This is a genomic window from Streptomyces sp. NPDC002309 (genome assembly GCF_053593375.1).
Map to the genome: position 1 here is coordinate 14,203 of NZ_JBSFCI010000043.1, position 20,337 is coordinate 34,539.

20 protein-coding genes and 1 tRNA gene are annotated in these 20,337 nt (G+C 69.9%); 10 read left to right on the forward strand and 11 right to left on the reverse strand.

Annotated elements, in window-relative coordinates; all coding sequences use genetic code 11:
- Nucleotides 1-124: 124 nt before the first annotated feature.
- Nucleotides 125-454: a hypothetical protein gene (locus ACWCPM_RS28830; RefSeq protein ID WP_450979185.1), complete on the forward strand. Its 330-nt coding sequence runs from the start codon at nucleotides 125-127 to the stop codon at nucleotides 452-454.
- A gap of 63 nt (nucleotides 455-517) precedes the next feature.
- On the forward strand, nucleotides 518-874 hold the full coding sequence (locus tag ACWCPM_RS28835) for a hypothetical protein (protein ID WP_450979186.1): 357 nt from the start codon (nucleotides 518-520) through the stop codon (nucleotides 872-874).
- Nucleotides 875-948: 74 nt separating this feature from the next.
- Here ACWCPM_RS28835 and ACWCPM_RS28840 read toward each other — a convergent pair whose 3' ends face one another.
- Nucleotides 949-1,149, reverse strand: coding sequence for a hypothetical protein (locus ACWCPM_RS28840; protein WP_450979187.1), 201 nt, complete (start codon nucleotides 1,147-1,149; stop codon nucleotides 949-951).
- 320 nt (nucleotides 1,150-1,469) lie between these two features.
- On the opposite strand from ACWCPM_RS28840, the gene ACWCPM_RS28845 reads away from it, so the two are divergent.
- Nucleotides 1,470-1,724, forward strand: coding sequence for a hypothetical protein (locus ACWCPM_RS28845; protein ID WP_450979188.1), 255 nt, complete (start codon nucleotides 1,470-1,472; stop codon nucleotides 1,722-1,724).
- Between the two features lie 90 nt (nucleotides 1,725-1,814).
- Here the strand turns inward: ACWCPM_RS28845 and ACWCPM_RS28850 are convergent.
- A tRNA-Val gene (locus ACWCPM_RS28850) sits at nucleotides 1,815-1,889 on the reverse strand.
- A gap of 218 nt (nucleotides 1,890-2,107) precedes the next feature.
- On the opposite strand from ACWCPM_RS28850, the gene ACWCPM_RS28855 reads away from it, so the two are divergent.
- The 4 genes from ACWCPM_RS28855 to ACWCPM_RS28870 all read left to right on the forward strand — a co-directional run bounded on the left by ACWCPM_RS28855 (nucleotide 2,108) and on the right by ACWCPM_RS28870 (nucleotide 5,518).
- Nucleotides 2,108-2,998 carry a DUF4097 family beta strand repeat-containing protein gene (locus ACWCPM_RS28855; protein ID WP_450979189.1) on the forward strand — a complete coding sequence of 297 codons (891 nt, stop codon included), beginning with the start codon at nucleotides 2,108-2,110 and terminating at the stop codon, nucleotides 2,996-2,998.
- A 77-nt stretch (nucleotides 2,999-3,075) separates the two neighbouring features.
- Nucleotides 3,076-4,491, forward strand: coding sequence for a hypothetical protein (locus ACWCPM_RS28860; protein WP_450979190.1), 1,416 nt, complete (start codon nucleotides 3,076-3,078; stop codon nucleotides 4,489-4,491).
- Between the two features lie 214 nt (nucleotides 4,492-4,705).
- A complete protein-coding gene (locus tag ACWCPM_RS28865; RefSeq protein ID WP_450979191.1) occupies nucleotides 4,706-5,290 on the forward strand; it encodes a DUF4383 domain-containing protein in 585 nt (194 codons plus the stop codon).
- A 9-nt stretch (nucleotides 5,291-5,299) separates the two neighbouring features.
- On the forward strand, nucleotides 5,300-5,518 hold the full coding sequence (locus ACWCPM_RS28870; RefSeq protein WP_450979192.1) for an FmdB family zinc ribbon protein: 219 nt from the start codon (nucleotides 5,300-5,302) through the stop codon (nucleotides 5,516-5,518).
- Nucleotides 5,519-5,628: 110 nt separating this feature from the next.
- Here ACWCPM_RS28870 and ACWCPM_RS28875 read toward each other — a convergent pair whose 3' ends face one another.
- The 3 genes from ACWCPM_RS28875 to ACWCPM_RS28885 form a co-directional block, all read right to left on the reverse strand.
- Entirely contained in the window at nucleotides 5,629-6,483 is an 855-nt protein-coding gene (locus ACWCPM_RS28875; protein WP_450979193.1) for an HAD family hydrolase, read from the reverse strand.
- Nucleotides 6,483-9,020 carry a phosphoribosyltransferase gene (locus ACWCPM_RS28880; protein ID WP_450979194.1) on the reverse strand — a complete coding sequence of 846 codons (2,538 nt, stop codon included), beginning with the start codon at nucleotides 9,018-9,020 and terminating at the stop codon, nucleotides 6,483-6,485. The genes ACWCPM_RS28875 and ACWCPM_RS28880 overlap by 1 nt, the downstream gene beginning before the upstream one ends.
- 114 nt (nucleotides 9,021-9,134) lie before the next feature.
- A complete protein-coding gene (locus tag ACWCPM_RS28885) occupies nucleotides 9,135-10,349 on the reverse strand; it encodes an HpcH/HpaI aldolase/citrate lyase family protein (protein ID WP_450979195.1) in 1,215 nt (404 codons plus the stop codon).
- Nucleotides 10,350-10,560: 211 nt separating this feature from the next.
- Here ACWCPM_RS28885 and ACWCPM_RS28890 point away from each other — a divergent pair, with 211 nt between their 5' ends.
- Nucleotides 10,561-11,433 (forward strand): TerD family protein, encoded by an 873-nt coding sequence (locus ACWCPM_RS28890; protein WP_450979196.1) that lies wholly within the window; start codon nucleotides 10,561-10,563, stop codon nucleotides 11,431-11,433.
- A gap of 126 nt (nucleotides 11,434-11,559) precedes the next feature.
- On the opposite strand, the gene ACWCPM_RS28895 is transcribed toward ACWCPM_RS28890, so the two are convergent.
- The 6 genes from ACWCPM_RS28895 to ACWCPM_RS28920 form a co-directional block, all read right to left on the reverse strand.
- Complete coding sequence (locus tag ACWCPM_RS28895; RefSeq protein WP_450979197.1) at nucleotides 11,560-12,297, reverse strand: TerD family protein; 738 nt, start codon at nucleotides 12,295-12,297, stop codon at nucleotides 11,560-11,562.
- Between the two features lie 136 nt (nucleotides 12,298-12,433).
- On the reverse strand, nucleotides 12,434-13,567 hold the full coding sequence (locus tag ACWCPM_RS28900) for a DUF475 domain-containing protein (RefSeq protein WP_450979198.1): 1,134 nt from the start codon (nucleotides 13,565-13,567) through the stop codon (nucleotides 12,434-12,436).
- A gap of 58 nt (nucleotides 13,568-13,625) precedes the next feature.
- Nucleotides 13,626-14,201, reverse strand: coding sequence for a TerD family protein (locus ACWCPM_RS28905; RefSeq protein ID WP_450979199.1), 576 nt, complete (start codon nucleotides 14,199-14,201; stop codon nucleotides 13,626-13,628).
- A gap of 104 nt (nucleotides 14,202-14,305) precedes the next feature.
- Nucleotides 14,306-14,881, reverse strand: coding sequence for a TerD family protein (locus ACWCPM_RS28910; protein WP_450979200.1), 576 nt, complete (start codon nucleotides 14,879-14,881; stop codon nucleotides 14,306-14,308).
- A 112-nt stretch (nucleotides 14,882-14,993) separates the two neighbouring features.
- The gene (locus ACWCPM_RS28915; protein WP_450979201.1) at nucleotides 14,994-15,452 is read right to left on the reverse strand and encodes a peroxiredoxin; all 459 of its coding nucleotides are present in this window, start codon (nucleotides 15,450-15,452) and stop codon (nucleotides 14,994-14,996) included.
- A 109-nt stretch (nucleotides 15,453-15,561) separates the two neighbouring features.
- Nucleotides 15,562-15,999 (reverse strand): DUF3052 domain-containing protein, encoded by a 438-nt coding sequence (locus ACWCPM_RS28920; protein WP_450979202.1) that lies wholly within the window; start codon nucleotides 15,997-15,999, stop codon nucleotides 15,562-15,564.
- 418 nt (nucleotides 16,000-16,417) lie between these two features.
- Here ACWCPM_RS28920 and aceE point away from each other — a divergent pair, with 418 nt between their 5' ends.
- Together aceE and ACWCPM_RS28930 are read left to right on the forward strand one after the other, a co-directional pair.
- On the forward strand, nucleotides 16,418-19,165 hold the full coding sequence (gene aceE / locus ACWCPM_RS28925) for a pyruvate dehydrogenase (acetyl-transferring), homodimeric type (RefSeq protein ID WP_450979203.1): 2,748 nt from the start codon (nucleotides 16,418-16,420) through the stop codon (nucleotides 19,163-19,165).
- 116 nt (nucleotides 19,166-19,281) lie between these two features.
- On the forward strand, nucleotides 19,282-20,043 hold the full coding sequence (locus ACWCPM_RS28930) for a potassium channel family protein (RefSeq protein WP_450979204.1): 762 nt from the start codon (nucleotides 19,282-19,284) through the stop codon (nucleotides 20,041-20,043).
- Nucleotides 20,044-20,337: the final 294 nt, after the last annotated feature.

Below are 20,337 nucleotides of genomic sequence, written 5' to 3' on the forward strand. Positions count from 1 at the left end.
TGACCAGCTCAGATGCCGTGGGCTTCTGTCGTTGTCGGTCGACGTCGGCTGACCTCGTACGGCCCAGCGACGGCCCGGACGTCTACGTGCTGGGCGCGCTGGCATCCTGGCGTCGAGGGGGAGGATGGCACTGGGACGCAAGGGGTCACGACGCATAGTCGTCGGCGGCACGACCTACCGCTGGCGGTTGCGACGCAGACCTACCTACAGCCAGGCAATCGGCTGGTCGCCCTGCACTTACGCCGTGGAGCATGCGGAGCACCCCGGTACGACTCTCGTCGTCACCACGGATCAGCCTCACACCGGCAACTGGCTCGGACTCCCGGGCAGCCCGGTACCGCCCTCCGATGTCGCCGACGCCATCGATGCCGCCCTACGACAGGGTTGGGTGCCCACACGAACGGGCTCACCGTTTCACCTCGACCAGTCGGCCGGCTTCTCTCACTCGTCCTGAATGCCTGCCGTGCGCACAGCCGAGCCGCGGTCCAACTCCTGTCGTCCCCGGGCAAGCTCCGCGTTGTTCGGAGCTGCTGCGGGCTGCGTCGCCTGGACACTGACCGTCTGGGCGCGCGCATACTACGACGCGGGTCACGACACCGGCGGACGCTTCGAACTCAACTTCTTGCTTCCACTGCTCGTGGGCGCCGAAGCACTCGTCGGACTCGCGGGGTGGGCCATCGGCCGATACCTGGTGCTTCGCGCGCCCCTGGCGGTCCGTGCCTTCCTGCCGACGCTGTCGGTGGTTGTGGCGACGGTGGGGCCGGCATGGTGGTTCTTCGCGCCCCGAGGGACGCTCGACGGATATCCCGGCGACTCCGGCCTGTGCCCCGTGAGCAACGTCCCGCCACAGTGGCCGGACTGGATCCCTGTCTGATCAGCCACAACTGATCATTCTCGGCCGTGACCTGCTGCCGCCTTGATCGATCAACGTCCTGACCTACCGCTGAACTACCGGCAGTTGTCGGCGTTGTTCAGGATGACCGCTGAGAGTGCGGCGAACCCGAAAAGGCTGATCAGTAGCGGGAGCCGGAATTCTGCGCCGCCCAGACCAATCATTCCGCCCAGTACGCCGACGGCCCCTCCGGCGACGAACGCAAGCGGCATGGAGTGCGTTGAACGCTGGGACATCTGGTCATTGTCCGTGGCCATGACGGGCATCGTGACCGGTCGTGGGGCCGGATGGCTTCGGCTCGGCTTCGCCTTCGGGGAAAGGCACCGGGGCGGGTGGTCCAGACTCGTCGGCTTCTCCGAAGTTCCTCGACTCACCTTCACGGATGTGCACCTGCGGCCTCACTCAAAGCACGGCCTCTGAGTAGGGGGAGGGCCGTCGTGGACTTTCGTCGTCTGTCGTGGTCGGTCGCCCTCGGACGGCCCACAGACGGCCCAGTGCGCATACGTCCCAGTCAAGCGCCGCTGCCGGCATGGCAGGCTGGGCACGGATACGTGAGGGTGATCAGAAGGAGGGGGACGTGCCCAACTGGCCGAAGCGCTGGTGGACGACTGCGCTGCTCTGTCTCGTGTTGTACGGAGGCGTTCCAGTCAACATGGGACCAATCGTGGAAGCAGCGACCGGCGCAACCGTCGGGTGGTGGGACGTCGTGTCTGGGGCGATTCAAATGATCGGGTTCGCCTGGGTCGCGATCATGATGACCCGTAGGGCAACGAATCTTTACAAGGAACAGCACGTTACTGGCCGTGACGATCACGACAAAGTCCCGCAGTAGGTCGGCGGAGTCCCGACGAGCCGAGAATGATCAAGGCCCAGGTCTCCGGGTATCTCCCCGCTGACCTGGGCCTTCGACGTGTCCTGCGACTGGTGGGCGCGGACGGTTTCGAACCGCCGACATCCGCCTTGTAAGGGCGGCGCTCTACCCCTGAGCTACGCGCCCAGGACGAGTCGACAGCCTACATTGCCGGGGGCAGTGCCCCGCAAACCCGTATCGACCACCCCCGTACCGCGGAGACGGGGGATTTCCCCACCCCCGATCCGGGAGTGGACCGGATCCTGCGGTGGGGGCCGGATCCGTACGGTCGAGGGGTCCCTTCCCTGCCGTTCCGGCCCCTGCGGGAGGCGGCACTCCGCAGACCGCCTCAGAAGGAATCCGTCATGGCCCCTACCGTTTCCGCTTCCGTGTCCGCCCGCGCCGCCGCCCTCGCCGGTGCCGTCGTGGTCGCCGCAGCCGGTGTCACCGGCTGCGGTGCGGCCGCCGGGGACGACCAGGAACCCGAGCGGCGGTCCTTCCCGCTGCGGGGCTCCACCCTCACCGTCGACTCCGACGACTCCGCGCTGGAACTCGTCACGACGGACGCGGCCCCCGAGGGCCGTGTCCAGGTCACCCGCTGGTTCGAGGGGTCGGTCGTCATGGGCGGGGACCCCGAGGTGACGTGGGCCATGGACGGTGACCGGCTGTTCCTGCGGATGAGGTGCTCCGGCTTCGTCGCCGACTGCTCGGCCAGGCACCGCATCGAGGTGCCGCGCGGCGTCGCCGTGACGGTCAGGGACGGCGACGGCAGCGTGCGCGCCGGTGGCTTCCAGGAGGCGCTCGACATCCGTACCGGCGACGGCTCCGTCCGCGTCGAGGACGTCACGGGCGCCGTGCGGGTGCACAGCGGTGACGGGTCCGTCCACGTCGAGGGCGCCACCGGTGCCGTGAAGGTGTCCACCGACTACGGTTCGGTGCGCGTCGACTCCGCCGCCGGGCCCTTGGACCTGCGCACCCAGGACGGTTCCCTCCGCGCCGACGTCACCTCCCGCCGGGTCCGGACCCACACCTCCGACGGCTCCACCCACCTCGAACTGGGCGCCGTGCCCGACCGGGTGGACGCCGGCAGCGGTGACGGATCCGTCACCGTCTCGGTGCCCCGCGCCACCTACCGCGTCAGCGCCGAGACCGGCGACGGCGGGGTCGAGGTGTCGGTGCCCCGGGACGACGTCAGCAGGCACGTCGTGTCCGTCCGCACCGGCGACGGCAAAGTCACAGTCCGGACCGCGAACTGACCGAGCCGTGTGTTCGTCCTTAACGGGTGGGAGAATGACACCACCGGGCAGGGCGGATGACAGCACGGGAGAGGGATGTGACGGCGACACCACCTCAGCCGGACTCGCCGTCGAGAGCGCCCGCGAGCCCGCGTGCCGGAGCGGATGCCCGTGCCGCGGCGCGTGCCACATCGGGGGTGCGTGACGCCCTCGCCCTGATGAGCCTGCCCCTGATCGCCGCGTTCGTGCTGCCCGCGGCGTTCGCCGGTGGCGGCACCCGGCGCTGGTTCGGCGGGCGCGCCGAGAGCCAGCGCGCCGAGGCGCAGGCCGCGAAGGACGCCGCCGCGGCCGCGTTCTACGAACTCGACACCGCCCAGCGCGATCTGCGTATCTCCATCGAGACGATCGCGGCCGTCGACGACTCCCCCGCCGCCCGGCGCGCCGCCGCCGACTTCGCCGCGCTCGGCCTTCGCATCGACGAGGCCAGCCACCGGTACATCCAGGCCGTCGACGCCCACGACCTCGACCGCGACGACCTGGATGCCTCGGCCGCCGCCCGCGCCCGCACCCAGCTCACCGAGGCCAAGGACGAGCTCGGCCGGGTCAAGCAGGACCTGGACCGCTTCGTCGACGGCCTCGGCCCCCTGCTCGGCAAGGCCGAGACCCAGCTCGCCCGCCTGGCCCCCGCGGTGGAACGCGCCCGCCAGTCCCTGCGCGCCGCTTCCGACGCCCTCGACACCGTGCGGGGATCGGGGCTGAAGGCGGACGACCTGGCCGCCCGGCTCGCCGCCCTCGCCCCCGAGCTGACCAAGCTCAACCAGGGCGCCGGCCGGCACGGCGTCCCCCAGACCCTGGAGCGGGCCGAGCGCGTCGCCCGCGAGGCCGAGGCCATCCGCGCGGAGGCCGAGCGGCTTCCGGAGCGTGCCGCCGAGATCGACCACCGTCTGGTCTCCCTGCGTACCCGTGCCGAGGCGCTGACCACCCGCGCCGGACAGGTCGAACCGATCCTCAGCGAGCTGCGACGACGCTTCACGGTCGCCTGCTGGCAGGATCTGCAGCCCGTGCCCGCGCAGGCCGCGGAGAACGTCCGGCAGGCCGAGCGGAAGCTCGGCGAGGCCCAGAAGGCGCGACAGGCCCAGCGCTGGCCGGACGCGACGGCGCTGCTGTCCACGGCCCGGGCCCTGCTGAACACCACGGACGAGGCCGTCTCGGCCGCCGGCGACCGCCTGACGCGGCTGAACGCCGTCCAGAAGGATCCCGCGCAGGAGATCGAGCGGACCCGGTTCGCCATCCGGGACGCCCAGCGGCTCGCGATGGCCGGCCGCAACACCCCCGACCCGCGTGACGCCCGCCCCCTGGACGACGCCGTGGCGCGGCTGGAGCGGGCGATCGGCACGCTGGAGGGCCGTCACCCGGATTACTGGCACTTCCTGACCGAGACGGAAGCGGTCCGGCAGGCAGTGGCCGGTGTCGTCTCGCGGATCCGGGAGGAGCGCGGGGGAACGGTCCACTGACCGGCCGTCGGCTGACCGGCCCACCGCCCCGCCCGACCCGTCGGCCATCCGACCCGCCGACCCGTCGGCCGACCGACCCGCCGTCCCGGAAGCCAGCCGCTGAGCTGGGCCTGAGCAGCGATGTCGCCTCCTGGTGTTGCCCACCGGGGCGGAACGGGCAGATATTGAAGGGAAACGGACGCACGGCCTCCGCTATCGCCCCCAGGGAGGCGACATGGCCACACACGCATCGCACGAAGAAGCACGGCAGCGGATCGAGTTCGACAAACACCTCCCCGTCGACCACCACCTGAACCAGGTCTACCGCTTCGGCGCCGGACTCATGGGCCTGGTCCTGGTCGCCTTCGGCATCCTCGGCCTGATCGACAAGATCGGCTTCTTCGACACCCGCGGTGACCAGGTCGTGGGCCTCAACACCAATGGCACGCTGAGCGTCCTGTCGATCTGCGTCGGGCTCCTGCTCTTCGTGGGCATGGTGATCGGCGGCAACTTCGCCTCGACGCTCAACATGGTGGTCGGCATCCTGTTCATCCTCAGTGGCTTCCTGAATCTGGGGCTCCTGGACACCGACTACAACTTCCTGGCCTTCCGCATCCAGAACGTGCTGTTCAGCTTCGTCTTCGGAGTGGTCCTGATGTTCTTCGGGATGTACGGGAGAGTCGGCTCGGCCCTGCCCCACGACAACCCGTACTGGCGGGCCCGCCATCCCGAACTGGCCGCGTCGGAGCCCCGGCAGCAGAGCCGTGACACCGCCACGGCACAGGACCGTTCCCTGCCTCCGCCGGGGGATGCCCGTTAACCTGTGGGCATGCCTCGCTACGAATACCGCTGCCGGACCTGCGGCGACACCTTCGAACTCAGCCGCCCCATGGCCGAGTCCTCCGCCCCCGCCACATGCCCGACGGGTCACGACGACACGGTGAAACTCCTGTCGACCGTGGCGGTGGGCGGCTCGGCCTCCGCCTCCGCCCCGGCTCCGCAGGCAGGCGGTGGCGGTGGCTGCTGCGGCGGTGGCTGCTGCGGCTGACGCCGTGAGGGCCGGGCGGCGCCCGGCCCTCTTCCTCAGGCTCTCTTCAGCTTCGGTTCACCGACCGACCGCACCGCACGCACCAGCGACCCGACCGGCCCACGCCGGCATCACCGGCCCGCGATCACACCGCGGACCACGAGCGAGTCGTCGCTACCCGCGCTCCCCGCCGCCCGCAGGAACTCGCGCAGGATGCGTTCGCCCGCCAGTACCCCGCGCTCGGGCAGGGCGGTGATGTCGGGCGCGGTCCAGCCGCTGTCGGCCAGCTCACCGTGGTTCGGGCGCCAGCCCCTGTCCGCCGCGAGCAGGAGGTCGGCGTCGAGGAGGGAGTCTCCCGCGGCGACGGTGAGCTCGGCGCCGGTGCGCCGGGCGACCTCGCGCATCGCGGCGCTCTTGGTCAGCGGCTTCGGCACGGCGTAGATCTTGCGGCCCTGGAGGGAGACCGTCCAGCCGCGGTTCTCCGCCCACACCGCCAGCTCCTTCACCCAGTCCTCGGGCAGCAGTTCGCGCTCGACGACGAGGTACGCGAAGAGGTCGTCGGCCATCCGGTGCTTGCGCACCCAGACCGGGTCGGCGGAGGTCAGCAGGTGATCCTGCACCTCGTCCAGCGACGCGCACTCGTCGGCCAGCCGTGCCTGGACGCTCGCGTGCCAGTCGCGGTCGGAGACCCCGTCCACGAGCAGATGCCCGCCGTTGGCGCAGATCGCGTACTTCGGTGTGGGCCCCGGGAGGTTGATCCGGAGGTACTGCTTGCGTGTGCGGGTCGTGGTCGGCACGAAGACCGCGGCGTCCGCGAGGTCGGCGAGCAGCCCGGCCGCCGTCTCGGTCATGTAGGAGAGCGGCTTGCTCTCGTGTACCTCGACGCACAGCAGCCGGGGCGCCCGCGCGTCCGGCATGGTCAGCGCCAGAGCGGCGGAGGAGTAGATGAGCGTACGGTCCAGGTCACTCGCCACCAGCACCGTCATCAGACAGCTACCGCCTTTCCGTCGGCGCCCGTCGCGCCACGTGTGTACTTGGGATGGATCAACCCCACACAGGTGTAGGGGAGTTCGTCGACCTCTTCGACCGGTACGCCGCGCTGCTCGGCCAGCATGCGGACATGGTCGAGGTCGGGGCCCGCGTCCGCCCGGGCCAGGATCTTCCAGGGCACGCGGCGCAGCAGCACGCGGGTCGTCTCGCCGACACCGGGCTTGACGAGGTTCACGTCGTGGATGCCGTACTCCTCGCTGATGCGCTCCACGGCCGCCCAGCCCTCCCAGGTCGGGGCGCGGTCGGCGGACAGCAGTTCCTTGGTCGTGGTGTCCACCGCCTCCATGACCTCGTCGAAGCGGGCGGAGACGGCGTCGAGGAAGAGGGTGGAGACGTCGGCGCCGGCGAGCTCGCGGTAGAACTTCGCGCCGTGGTAGTCGTCCGGCCCGACCAGGTCGGCCCGCAGGACGGTGCGGGATATCAGCCCGGACACCGTGGAGTTGAGGCAGGCGGACGGGATGAGGAAGTCCTCGCGGGTGCCGTAGGTGCGGACGCAGGAGCCGGGGTCGGCGAGTACGGCGATCTCGGGGTCGAAGCCGGTGACGCCTTCCGCCTCCTCGAACTCGCGCAGGGCTGCGGCGAGTTCGCGGGTGATGGCGCCCTTGCCGGTCCAGCCGTCGACGAAGACGATGTCGCGGGGGTCGTGCCGGTCGGCCAGCCAGCGCAGTGCGTTGGCGTCGATGCCGCGGCCGCGGACGATCGACACGGCGTAGTGCGCGAGGTCGAGGCCGTGCCGGTGCCGGGCCCAGTGGCGCATCAGGACGCCGACGGGGGTGCCGGCGCGGGCGAGGGAGACGAGGACGGGCCGGGGGGAGCGTTCCGCGAGGACCGACTCGGTCACGACACCGACGGCGTGGGCGATACGGGCGGCGGAGGTCTCCAGGGCCGAGTGGAAGAGAGCCTGGTACTGCTCGCTGGGCTGGTACTCGACCGGCAGTGACTCGGCGTAGTGCGCGCCCCCGCTCTGGATCGCCTCCTCGCGCTCCTCGGTCGGCGCCTCCAGGGTGACGTCCGACAGGTCCTGGAGCAGCCAGCCGACGTCCTCGGGCGCGTAGCTGGAGAAGGCGGGGCCGCGAAGGGGCTCGGGCAGCATGGCGGGCCTTTCGGGGGCGGGCGGGGTCCCGGGGACGTAGGACGGGACGACCGCGACCAGGACGTGCGGGGTGTGCCGCGCGAGCTGGGCGAGAAGGCCGTCGGGGGTGTGCAGGGCGGAGGTGTCGCCGGTGGAGTCCACGACGGCGATCACGGCGTCGAAGGCGGCGCCGGCGACGTTGTAGGCGTAGCGCTCGCCGGGGCCGTCGGCGGGGTCGTCGTGGGCCGGGAAGACGAGGCGGGTGCGGATGGCGTAGCCCGGGTCGTCCACCGCGAGTACCGGTGAGCGGGTGGTCGTGGAGAAGCGGACGTCCGCGGAGGGGACGAGGTGCTCCAGCTCGCGGGCGAGCCGCAGCGGGGCGTACATGAGCTCCTCGAAACCGAGGACCAGTACCCGCCGGGCGCCGGGCGGGAGCGCCTCGGCGAGGCGGGCGCCCATGGCGGGCAGGGCGTTGTCCAGGCGGGTCCGATGGGCGGCGGTGAAGCCGTGCCGGCCGCCGTCCGGCACCCCGGCCGGCCAGCGCAGTTCGACCCGCCGGGCCTGTCGGGCCTGCTGTACCTGCTGTACCTGCCGGGAACGTCCTGCCTGCCCGGCGTCGGCGGTCACCGTCTCCGGACCGGCCGCCGGGGGCCGCTCGTGCTCGGCGACCAGGGCCTGCCCCTTCTCCAGCACGCCGTCCGGGAGGTGTACCGACCCGCGTGCCGCCGTGATCAGGTCCACACGGGCGCCGACCTCGGTGGCGAACTCCGTCAGGCGGTCCTGGTCGGCGGCGGAGCGCATGTCGACCAGGGCGACCACCACATAGCGGTCGCGGGGGTAGCGCGCGTGGAGGGCGCGGATGGTGTTGAGGACGGTGTTGCCCGTGGAGAACTCGTCGTCGACGAGGACCAGCGGGCCCTCCCCGGCGAGGAGGTGGGGGTCCTCGGGGAGGAGGAGGTGGGACGTCGCGTGGGAGTGGGACTCCTCGAAGCCGCCCGCCCGGGCGACGCCGGGTATGGGGCGGCGCGTGGAGTGGAGGTAGGGGGCGTCACCGAGGCCGTCGGCGACGGCGTGCCCGAGGCCGGTGGCCGTCTCGGCGTACCCGAGGACGACCGCGGACCGCGCCCCGGAGGGGCCCAGCAGGTCACGCACCTCGCGTCCCAGGGCGTGGCCCGAGCCGTACACGACCGACGGGGACTGCGGGACGTGCTTGCCGAGCACGTTCGACACGAGGAGGTGGGCGCGCTTGGGGTTGCGCCGCAGGGCGAGCCCGAGCATGCCGGTGAGGGAGTCGTCGCCCACGAGCTCGACCCCGAGTCGCTCGGCGACCCAGCTCCCGGACCAGACGCCGTCGCGTCGGTCGATCCGGTGCGCGTCCGTGTCGTTCACTGCCTTGTCCATGCGTTCCTTGTGTTCGGCCACTGGTCAACGGTTCTCATCAGGGGGTCTGCTCAGGGTTCCGCTCAGGGGTTCCGCTCAGGGGTTCCGTTCAGGGGTTCCGCTCAGGGGTTCCGCTCAGCGTTTCTCGGAGGTCTCGGGGGGAATTCCCGCGGCGAGCAGTTCCACGAAGCCGATGTCCTCGTTGGCGACGCCGAAGACCTCGGCCCGCAGGAGGGTCCTCTCGGCCCAGGCGCGGTGCGGCTTCACCTCGTTCATCTTGTTCGTGTACGCCGACCGCAGCACACCGCCGCCGAGCAGTTCCGGCCGCAGGATGTCCTGGGCGTCGCTGAACTCCTCGTGACTGACGACCGACAGCGCGTGCACGGGCAGGACGTGCGAGGGGTGGATGCAGGTCTTGCCGAGCAGTCCGTTGGCCTGGTCCAGCGTGATCTCGCGCAGCAGTCCGTCCATGGAGTGCTCGATCAGTGCCTCGCGCAGTTCCTCGGCCTGCCCTTCGAGGAAGGGGCTGCGCCGCAGTTGAGGCTTGAACATACGTTCCTGCACGCGGAAGTACTCCCACACGGGGCCGGTCACCGTGAACCCGGTGCCGTCGGCCCGCCCCAGCATGTTCACCACGTCGGCGATGACGGAGGCGACGACCTGGACGTCGTAGGCCGTCATGTCGGGGGCTCTGCGCAGCCCGTAGGAGGAGCAGAAGTCGGTGACGCCGAGGCGGAGGGCGAGGACGCGCTCGCGGTACTTGTCGACGGCCCGGAAGATGCCCTCCAGGGTCTCCACGCGGGACTCGCGGTAGAGGAGCTCGGGGGATTCCAGGACCGGCATGGCGAAAAGTCGCCGTCCGGCGTCCGCCTCGGCGATCGTGAGGGCCTCGAGGAAGGGCATGCCGCGTTCCTGGGTGAACTTCGGCAGCACGAATCCGGACAGCAGCCGGACGGCCGGGCCGATGCGCCGGACCAGGTCGGGGATCTGCTCGGGGGTGCGGACGCGGAGGAAGAGCAGCGGAAGGTCGGCTCCGGAAGCAGCGGAAGCGCCCTCGGCGAGGCCGGTCAGCTCGGCAAGCTCGGCGAACTGGCGTACGAGGTTCTCCTCGCCGGCCGGGACGTCCTCGTCACCGATGGAGTCCTCCAGGCACAGCACCATCGAGACCACGCCGCGGCCCGCCTGCTTGACGATGTCCTCGGCGAGCCGGGGTCTGGTGGCGGGGCTGTACAGCGTGGCACCCAGGGCCGCGGCAAGCAGTCGGGCCGAGGAGTCGGCGGTGAACTCGCAAGGCTCCCGGTGGAAGAGGCGCTGCCGCACCTCAGGGGCAACGTGCCCGAAATGACGCATATGGCTTCCCCGTGGTCCTTGATTGGCCTGGATTTCGGCGTTAGGTGGCCGGTAATAGTACGTAAGAGTCCATGTCATGGGTTCCCGCCGGGCATGAATTTCACGTAACGCGGGGACGGGCAAAAGCTCTCCCGGCGGTGTCGCCCGGCCGCCTCGGGGGCCGCCGGACCCCGCATTGTCGTGAGCAGGACCGAGAGGGCAGGATGACCGCATGACGCACGCGATGTTGAAGGGGTCGAACGTCCCCGTCGAAGTCACGACGGTGCGCGCCGTGCTGCGCTGGACGCCCGGGCAGGGGGTCCCGGATGTCGATGCCTCGGCGCTGCTCCTCGGCCCCGACGGTCGTGTGCGCTCCGACGAGGACTTCGTCTTCTACAACCAGCCCCGGCACCCCGCCGGGAAGGTGTGGCGCCTCGGCAAGAAGCGCGTCGCCGAGGGCCTCACCGACACGATCCAGACGGACCTGCCCGGTGTCGAGTCAGACGTCAGCCGGATTCTCCTGGTCGCATCGGCGGACGGCATGACGTTCGACCACGTACGGTCCCTGCGCATCCTGCTGTACGACGCCTCGGCGCCCGAGGCGGAGGCGCTGGCGTACTTCGACGTCAAGCCGGAGACGGGCGAGGAGACCGCGCTGATCTGCGGCGAGCTGTACCGGCGTGGGGACGGGTGGAAGTTCCGGGCGCTCGGTGAGGGGTATTCGAACGGGCTGAAGGGGCTCGCGACGGACTTCGGGATCTCGGTGGACGAGTCCGAGGCGGCGGCGGAGGGCACAGCGTCCGCCGCGGCCCAGGCGGGGCCGGACGTGTCGCGGCGCCCGCTGCCGCCGGAGCAGCCGACGGCCGTGGTGCCCCAGCCCACCGCGCAGCCCGCCTACGGCTACCCGCAGCAGCCTCCGGCCACGGCGCAGCCCGCCTACGGCTACCCGCACCCGGCGGCCGCCCAGACCGGCTACGGCTACCCGCAGGCGGCGCCACCGACCGCACAGACCGGCTACGGCTACCCGCCGCCGGTCCCGGTCCCGACGGCCCCGGACCCCGACTTCCGCCTCCCGCCGCAGGGCCCCCAGTTCATCGGCCGCTAGAGCCCGCCGCGCGGATCACCTCACGGATCGGGCACGCCTCGGCACCCGATCCGTGAGCACCGCCGGATCGGGCACGCCTCGCACCCGATCCGTGAGCACAACCGGTCGCCGCGCCCGCGCGCGCCCTCACCTCTGCGACTTCGCCTTGTGCCCTCGCCCCCACTGCAGCCCCCACCCGTACAGCCGGTCCAGTTCGGCCTGGAATCCGTAGACGAACTTCACCTCGCGCCGCACCCAGATCTCGTTCTTCACGTTCTCGATCATCACGACCGCGCAGGAGCGGGCCTGCGGGTGCCGTTCGTCGAGGCCGATCTCGATACGGGGGCCGTTGCCGGGGTAGAGCGTGACGATGGCGTGCGTCCGGTCGAACGCCGGGGTCTGGTCGTAGATGTAGACGAAGACCAGCAGGCGCTTGATCGCCTCGCGGTGGTCCAGATTGACGTAGATCGTCTCACCGGAGGCCGAGCCGAACCGGTCGTCGCCGCTGAGCTTGACGTAGGGCGGTGCGTTGACGTCGCCGAGGTAGCCGCCGAGCGGCTGCACGACGCCCTTGGTGCCGTCCTGGAGCTCGTAGAGGCATCCCAGGTCGAGGTCGACGTTGACCATGCTCTGGCTGTGTCCCATGACCTCCGGCGGCTTGAGCGCCTTGAAGGGATGGCGCAGCAGGCTCTCCCGCTGGGGTCCGCCGATGTCGGAGCTGCGCATCCGCCAGGTCAGGTTGACCCGTAGGTTCCCGGTCTCCGCCCCCTGCTTGGTGAGCGACACCTGGCTGTGCCGCTTGGTCAGCTCGATCGCGTTGCTGGCCGCGCTCCCCGAGTCGAAATCGGCCGTACGCCCACGCCAGAGCCCGTCGAACAAACCCATTACCGCCCCCAGACTCCTCACTCATCGTGCCGTCCCTCGCGCCGCAGTGCCGGACAAGGCCGACGGGGCGGCCCCGAGGACGTCACACAGTCCTCGACGACCGCCCCGCACAGAGCGTTCCTCGCCCGGAGAGGCGTCACACCCCGGACGAGACCTCAGTCTTGTCCGACCCGGCGTTTCCCTCGGCGGCCGCCAGCGCGCGGTTGCGGCGCACGGAGGAGAAGAAGGACCAGCCGATCAGCACGACACCGATCAGACCGGTGATGATCTCCGAGATCTCGTACTGGATGGTGACCAGCAGGATCACGGCGAGCGCGCCGATGGCGTAGTGCGCGCCGTGCTCCAGGTAGACGTAGTCGTCCAGGGTGCCCTGGCGGACCAGGTACACGGTCAGCGACCGGACGTACATGGCGCCGACGCCGAGGCCGAGGGCCATCAGCACGATGTCGTTGGTGATGGCGAAGGCGCCGATCACCCCGTCGAAGGAGAACGACGCGTCCAGGACCTCCAGGTAGAGGAACATGAAGAACGCGGCCTTGCCGGCCAGCAGCATGACGGGCTTGCCCGTGCGCTTGGCCTCTTCCTCCTGCTCGTGCTCGCGCTCCTCCCCTTCCTCCAGCTTGTCCTCGAAGTAGCCGGAGAGACCACCGACGATCATGTACGTGATCAAGCCGGCGACGCCGGAGAGCAGTACCGTCTCCGCCTTGTTCGCGGGCCCGGCGTGCAGATGGGCGTGGGTGGCGAAGGTCATGGCGGTGATCAGCAGGACGATCAGGGCGATGCAGACCGACAGCATGTCGACCTTGCCGAGCTTGGCCAGCGGGCGCTCCAGCCAGCCCAGCCACTTGATCTCCCGGTCCTCGAAGATGAAGTCCAGGAAGATCATCAGGAGGAACATGCCACCGAACGCGGCGATCGCCGGGTGGGCGTCGGTGACGAGCTCCTGGTAACGCGTCTTGTCGGTCAGGGCGAGGTCGACGGCCTCGATCGGACCGAGCTGCGCGCTGACGGCGACGATGACGACGGGAAAGACCAGCCGCATACCGAAGACGGCGATGAGGATGCCGATGGTGAGGAAGATGCGCTGCCAGAAGGCGTTCATCTTCTTCAGGATTCCGGCGTTGACCACTGCATTGTCGAAGGACAGCGAGATCTCGAGGACACAGAGGATCGCCACGATGCCGAAGGCGGTCCACCCCCCGTAGAAGACCGCCGCGACCAGGCCGAGTGCGGTGACCGCAAACGACCAGCCGAAGGTTTTCAGAACCACTGGCTACCCAATCCCTTGTGTACGGGGTGTACGGGCCTCCCCCGCGCCGTACCCGGCTTTACGAAACGTTGACCCCAAAGTCTAGAGCGATGCCCCGCAGCCCCGACGCGTACCCCTGCCCCACCGCTCGGAACTTCCATTCTTGCTGGTAGCGGTAGACCTCGCCAAAGATCATGGCGGTCTCCGTGGAGGCGTCCTCGCTGAGGTCGTACCGGGCGAGTTCCTGGCCGTCGGCCTGGTTGACCACCCGGATGAAGGCGTTGCTGACCTGGCCGAAGGTCTGGCCGCGCTCGTCGGCCATGTGGATCGAGACCGGGAAGACGATCTTGTCGCACCGGGCGGGCACCTTGGAGAGGTCGATCAGGAGCGACTCGTCGTCGCCGTCGCCCTCACCGGTGAGGTTGTCACCGGTGTGCTCCACCGAGCCGTCCGGGCTGGTGAGCTGGTTGTAGAAGATGAACCACTCGTCGCCCATCACCCGTCCGCTGCTGCACACCAGGGCGCTGGCATCGAGGTCGAACGGTGCTCCGGTGGTGGAACGTGCGTCCCAGCCGAGCCCGACCATCACCTGAGTGAGGTTCGGCGCGGCCTTGGACAGGGAGACGTTGCCCCCCTTGGCGAGTGTGACGCCCATGATGCTTGTCCTCCCCTGGGTGCTGCCTGATGTGGTTGTCCTGCGCGTCCGGCGCCGCACGCAAACGTGCGGCGCCGGACGGGCGGGACGAAAAGGGACGTGACTCAGACGTTGACGCCGAAGTCCTGCGCGATGCCGCGCAGGCCCGAGGCGTAGCCCTGGCCGATGGCGCGGAACTTCCACTCCGCACCGTGCCGGTACAGCTCGCCGAAGACCATCGCGGTCTCCGTCGAGGCGTCCTCGGACAGGTCGTACCGAGCGATCTCGGCGCCGCCGGCCTGGTTGATGACGCGGATGAACGCGTTGCGGACCTGGCCGAAGGACTGCTGGCGGTTCTCGGCGTCGTAGATGGACACCGGGAAGACGATCTTCTCGATGTCGGCCGGGACACCGGCCAGGTTGACCTTGATCTGCTCGTCGTCGCCCTCGCCCTCACCGGTGAGGTTGTCTCCGGTGTGCTCGACCGAGCCGTCCGGGCTCTTCAGGTTGTTGAAGAAGATGAAGTGCTGGTCGCCGCCGACCTTGCCGGAGTTGTTCAGCAGCAGCGCGCTCGCGTCGAGGTCGAAGGCAGTGCCGGTGGTGGTGCGCACGTCCCACCCCAGACCGATGATGACCGCGGTCAGGCCCGGGGCCTCCTTGGTCAGCGATACGTTGCCGCCCTTGCTGAGGCTGACTCCCACGAGTCCTCCATTGGTGTCCAGGGGCGGGTGCCCCGTCGTGCGTGGTATCGGATCAAACGAGTCGATCCTAGTGACGGGTTCCCGGTGGCCACAGGCCCCTGGGGACGAAGAATCACAGGGCGTCGAGCGCCGTGACGTACTCGTTCAGGTCACGGGCGTCCGGAAGGCCGTTGACGACGCTCCAGCGGACCACGCCCTCCTTGTCGATGACGAAGGTGCCGCGCACCGCGCAGCCCTTGGCCTCGTCGAACACGCCGTACGCGCGTGAGACCTCGCCGTGCGGCCAGAAGTCGCTGAGCAGCGGGTACCCCAGGCCCTCCTGCTCGGCGAAGACGCGCAGGGTGTGGATGGAGTCGTTGGAGACGGCGAGCACCTCGGTGTCGCGGCCGGAGAACTGCGGCAGGTTGTCCCGCACCTCGCACAGCTCACCGGTGCAGACGCCGGTGAAGGCGAAGGGGTAGAAGATCAGCACGACGTTCCGCTCACCGCGGAAGTCCGCGAGGCGAACGGCACGGCCGTGGTTGTCCTTCAGCTCGAAGTCGGGGGCCTTGTCGCCGACCTGGATGGCCATCGTCGTCCCTTCGGTGGGGCTGTTCAGGTGGCCTCCACCCTACGCAGCCACGGCCGCGGGACGACGGACGGGCCGACCGGGGCCGGCCCGTCCCACGTTCAACGAACGGTCACCGCTTGGACTTCGCGGCCTTCGGCGTCGCCAGACGGCTGCCGCTCCAGTCCTTGCCGACGCTGACGCCCTTGGACGCCGTCAGCCCGGCCGTGGTCGCGGCTTCCGAGATGTCACTCGGCTCCACGTATCCGGACCGGCCGGTCTTCGGCGTCAGGAGCAGGATCGCGCCGCCTTCCTCGATGTACGTGGTGGCATCCACCAGCGCATCCGTAAGGTCGCCGTCGTCGTCACGGAACCACAGCACGACGGCGTCGGCCACGTCGTCAAATTCCTCGTCCATCAGGTCGCCCTCGATGGCTTCCTCGATGGCCTCGCGGAGGTCCTGGGCGACGTCGTCGTCGTAGCCGATCTCCTGGACCACCTGCCCGGGCTGGAACCCCAGCCTGGCGGCAGGGTTCGTCCGCTCCTCCGCGTGGTCCGCGGTCGCGCTCACGGGGTGCCTCCTGATCATGTTTCGGATTGGGGTGCCCCCTGCTCGTCAAGAGAACCGGGGGGCGTCTCAGCCACGCGCGTGCGCGAAGCATTGGCCGTAGTCCACACGGGCGGGACGGATCGCGCAAGTACCCGGCGGTTCGGACCGCCGAAACAGTGACGATCCGGGCGGTGTCGCCGCAACTCCAGGCATGCGGCCGAGAGTAATGGTGACCTACACCACACCTATCTGCCCCGTATGTGCGTTTGGGAATCATCCATGGGTACGAGAGTGGCACGGCTGTCCGCCGTCAGCCGACCAAGGAGTAATCGTTACCTCACGGTAGAGGTGACGTTTGCGGCCCCGAGGTACACGATGGTGAACGGCGCAGGCATACCGAGACCCTCGATAATCGGCCCTCCGACAGGTAAGGAACAGCGTGGCTTCCGGATCCGATCGCAATCCGATCATCATTGGCGGCCTTCCGAGTCAGGTTCCTGACTTCGATCCCGAAGAGACGCAGGAGTGGCTCGACTCGCTCGACGCCGCCATCGACGAGCGCGGCCGTGAGCGGGCGCGCTACCTGATGCTGCGCCTGATCGAGCGGGCCCGCGAGAAGCGCGTCGCCGTGCCCGAGATGCGCAGCACGGACTACGTCAACACGATCCCCACCAAGAGCGAGCCGTTCTTCCCGGGCAACGAGGAGATCGAGCGCAGGATCCTCAACGCCACCCGCTGGAACGCGGCGGTGATGGTCTCCCGGGCGCAGCGCCCCGGCATCGGCGTCGGGGGCCACATCGCCACGTTCGCCTCCTCGGCCTCCCTCTACGACGTGGGCTTCAACCACTTCTTCCGCGGCAAGGACGAGGGCGACGGCGGAGACCAGGTCTTCTTCCAGGGGCACGCGTCTCCGGGCATCTACGCGCGTGCGTTCCTGCTCGACCGCCTCTCCGAGCGGCATCTGGACGGCTTCCGGCAGGAGAAGTCCAAGGCGCCGTACGGCCTGTCCAGCTATCCGCACCCCCGGCTGATGCCCGGGTTCTGGGAGTTCCCGACCGTGTCGATGGGCCTCGGCCCGATCGGGGCGATCTACCAGGCGCGGATGAACCGCTACCTGCACGCGCGCGGGATCGCGGACACCTCGAAGTCGCATGTGTGGGCGTTCCTCGGCGACGGCGAGATGGACGAGCCGGAGTCGCTCGGCCAGCTGACCATCGCCGCGCGCGAGAGCCTGGACAACCTCACCTTCGTCGTCAACTGCAACCTCCAGCGGCTCGACGGCCCGGTGCGCGGCAACGGCAAGGTGATCCAGGAACTGGAGTCGGTGTTCCGCGGCGCCGGCTGGAACGTGATCAAGCTCATCTGGGACCGCACCTGGGACCCGCTGCTCGCGCAGGACCGGGACGGCGTGCTGGTCAACAAGATGAACACCACGCCGGACGGCCAGTTCCAGACGTACGCGACCGAGACCGGCACGTACATCCGCGACCACTTCTTCGGCGACGACCACCGGTTGCGCGCGATGGTCGAGAACATGACCGACCACCAGATCCTGATGCTGGGCCGCGGCGGACACGACCACCGGAAGATCTTCGCGGCCTACAAGGCGGCCGTGGAGCACAAGGGCCAGCCGACGGTGATCCTGGCCAAGACGGTCAAGGGCTGGACGCTCGGGCCGAACTTCGAGGGCCGCAACGCCACGCACCAGATGAAGAAGCTGACGGCCGACGACCTCAAGGGCTTCCGGGACCGCCTGCACCTGCCGATCTCCGACCGGGACCTGGAGTCCGGCGCGCCGCCGTACTACCACCCGGGCCGGGAGTCGGAGGAACTGCAGTACATGCACGACCGCCGCAGGTCGCTCGGCGGTTACGTCCCCACCCGCGTCGTCCGCTCGGAGCCCCTGGCACTGCCCGGCGACTCGACGTACGCGTCCGTGAAGAAGGGCTCGGGTCACCAGTCCATCGCGACGACCATGGCCTTTGTCCGGCTTCTCAAGGACCTCATGCGGGACAAGGAGATCGGCAAGCGGTTCGTGCTGATCGCGCCGGACGAGTACCGCACGTTCGGCATGGACTCCTTCTTCCCGAGTGCGAAGATCTACAACCCGCTGGGCCAGCAGTACGAGTCGGTCGACCGGGAGCTGCTGCTCGCCTACAAGGAGTCGCCGACCGGGCAGATGCTGCACGACGGCATCTCCGAGGCCGGCTGCACGGCGTCGCTGATCGCCGCGGGCTCGGCGTACGCCACGCACGGCCAGCCGCTGATCCCGGTCTACGTCTTCTACTCGATGTTCGGTTTCCAGCGCACCGGCGACCAGTTCTGGCAGATGGCCGACCAGCTTGCGCGCGGATTCGTCCTCGGCGCGACCGCCGGACGTACGACGCTGACCGGTGAGGGATTGCAGCACGCGGACGGGCACTCGCAGCTGCTCGCCTCGACGAACCCGGGCTGTGTCGCCTACGACCCGGCGTTCGGTTTCGAGATCGCGTACATCGTGCAGGACGGGCTGCGCCGGATGTACGGCGCGTCGCCGGAGCACCCGCAGGGCGAGGACGTCTTCTACTACCTCACCGTCTACAACGAGCCGATCCAGCACCCGGCCGAGCCCGCCGGCGTCGACGTCGAGGGCATCCTCAAGGGCGTGCACCGCTTCGCCGAGGGCACCTCGGGGTCGATCCCGGCGCAGATCATGGCCTCGGGCGTGGCCGTTCCGTGGGCCGTGGAGGCGCAGCGGCTGCTCGCCGAGGAGTGGGACGTGCGTGCCGACGTGTGGTCGGCGACCTCGTGGAACGAGCTACGGCGCGAGGCCGTGGCGTGCGAGGAGCACAACCTGCTGCACCCGGAGGAGGAGCAGCGGATCCCGTACGTCACGCGCAAACTGAGCGGCGCGGACGGGCCGTTCGTGGCCGTCTCCGACTGGATGCGGTCGGTTCCCGACCAGATCTCCCGGTGGATTCCGGGGACCTACCAGTCGCTGGGTGCCGACGGGTTCGGCTTCGCGGACACCCGTGGCGCCGCCCGGCGCTTCTTCCACATCGACGCGCAGTCGATCGTGGTGGCGGTCCTGGCCGAGCTGGCGAAGGAGGGGAAGGTGGACCGGTCCGTGCTGAAGCAGGCGATCGACCGGTACCAGCTCCTGGAGGTCGCGGCGGCCGATCCGGGGGTCGCGGGGGGCGACGCGTAGGCGCGGTCGTACGCCGGTGGTCACAGCCGGTCCGGCCGGTTCGGACGGTTCGCCCGGTTTCGAGGGCGGTGAGGCCCTGGCCTCGCCGCCCTCGACGCGTTCCTTACGATGCGGGCATGAAGGAGCAATCGGCACAGCTGCGGTGGGAGCGGCGTACTCAACGGCCGCTGCTGGCGCTGGCCGTCCTGTTCGCCGCCGCCTACGCGGTGCCGATCGTGGACGGTTCTGCGGGGAAAACCCTGACGACGGCCTGTCTCGTCGTGGAGTGGGTGGTGTGGGCGGCGTTCGCCCTCGACTACGTGGTGCGGCTGTGGCTGACGACGGACCGGCGGACGTTCGTACGGCGGAACTGGATGGATCTGTGCGCGGTGGTGCTGCCGCTGCTGCAGCCCCTGCGGTTGCTGCGGCTGGTGTCGACCCTGCTGCTGGTGGGGCGACGGGCCCGGATGGCCTCCCAGATACGGCTGACGACGTACGTCGCGGGCACGGTGGTGGGGCTGCTGATGTTCGGGTCGCTGGCCGTGCTGTCCGTGGAACGGGACGCGCCCGGTGGGAACATCCGGACGCTGGGTGACGCGGTGTGGTGGTCGTTCACGACGATGACGACCGTGGGGTACGGGGACCACGCGCCGACGACCGGGGTGGGGCGGCTGCTGGCGGTGGGGCTGATGCTGTCGGGAATCGCGCTGCTCGGTGTGGTGACCGCGAACATCGCCGCGTGGTTCATATCCCGGTTCGAGAGGGACGACGCGGAGGAGCGGCGGCAGACCGAGGCCATCACCGCGCTGACCGAGGAGGTGCGCGCGCTGCGGGCGCAGGTCGCCGCGCTGTCGGGGCCGGTGGTGGTGCCGGGCCCGGCGAAGGAGCGGCAGCCGTGAGTGGGCCCCCGGCGCCGTGCCGGGGGCCCACTCCCACTCCCCCCGGCTCAGAGGATCCGGCGGCCCGGCAGCCGGCTCGCGGTCGTCGGTCCACCGGCGCCCCGGACCTCGCCGTGCTTTCGGGCCGGCGGGGCGAGTACCCCCACCGCGCGTTCCATGCCTCCCGGTCTGCCGGCGCGCCGCCCCCCTCCGGCAGCGCGCCGCAGCCCGGTCGCCCTGATCCCCGTACGCAGGGGGTGGCGGACCATGCGGTACGGAGGGCTTGACCCACTGTGACCTGCGGCGCGTACGGGA

What these genes read in the sequence shown, in the direction of transcription:
- ACWCPM_RS28830 (WP_450979185.1), top strand. Translation starts at nt 125, where the DNA reads ATGGCACTGGGACGCAAGGGGTCACGACGCATAGTCGTCGGCGGCACG.
- ACWCPM_RS28840 (WP_450979187.1), bottom strand. Translation starts at nt 1,149, where the DNA reads ATGGCCACGGACAATGACCAGATGTCCCAGCGTTCAACGCACTCCATG.
- ACWCPM_RS28855 (WP_450979189.1), top strand. Translation starts at nt 2,108, where the DNA reads ATGGCCCCTACCGTTTCCGCTTCCGTGTCCGCCCGCGCCGCCGCCCTC.
- ACWCPM_RS28865 (WP_450979191.1), top strand. Translation starts at nt 4,706, where the DNA reads ATGGCCACACACGCATCGCACGAAGAAGCACGGCAGCGGATCGAGTTC.
- ACWCPM_RS28870 (WP_450979192.1), top strand. Translation starts at nt 5,300, where the DNA reads ATGCCTCGCTACGAATACCGCTGCCGGACCTGCGGCGACACCTTCGAA.
- ACWCPM_RS28875 (WP_450979193.1), bottom strand. Translation starts at nt 6,483, where the DNA reads ATGACGGTGCTGGTGGCGAGTGACCTGGACCGTACGCTCATCTACTCC.
- ACWCPM_RS28880 (WP_450979194.1), bottom strand. Translation starts at nt 9,020, where the DNA reads ATGGACAAGGCAGTGAACGACACGGACGCGCACCGGATCGACCGACGC.
- ACWCPM_RS28885 (WP_450979195.1), bottom strand. Translation starts at nt 10,349, where the DNA reads ATGCGTCATTTCGGGCACGTTGCCCCTGAGGTGCGGCAGCGCCTCTTC.
- ACWCPM_RS28890 (WP_450979196.1), top strand. Translation starts at nt 10,561, where the DNA reads ATGACGCACGCGATGTTGAAGGGGTCGAACGTCCCCGTCGAAGTCACG.
- ACWCPM_RS28895 (WP_450979197.1), bottom strand. Translation starts at nt 12,297, where the DNA reads ATGGGTTTGTTCGACGGGCTCTGGCGTGGGCGTACGGCCGATTTCGAC.
- ACWCPM_RS28905 (WP_450979199.1), bottom strand. Translation starts at nt 14,201, where the DNA reads ATGGGCGTCACACTCGCCAAGGGGGGCAACGTCTCCCTGTCCAAGGCC.
- ACWCPM_RS28915 (WP_450979201.1), bottom strand. Translation starts at nt 15,452, where the DNA reads ATGGCCATCCAGGTCGGCGACAAGGCCCCCGACTTCGAGCTGAAGGAC.
- ACWCPM_RS28930 (WP_450979204.1), top strand. Translation starts at nt 19,282, where the DNA reads ATGAAGGAGCAATCGGCACAGCTGCGGTGGGAGCGGCGTACTCAACGG.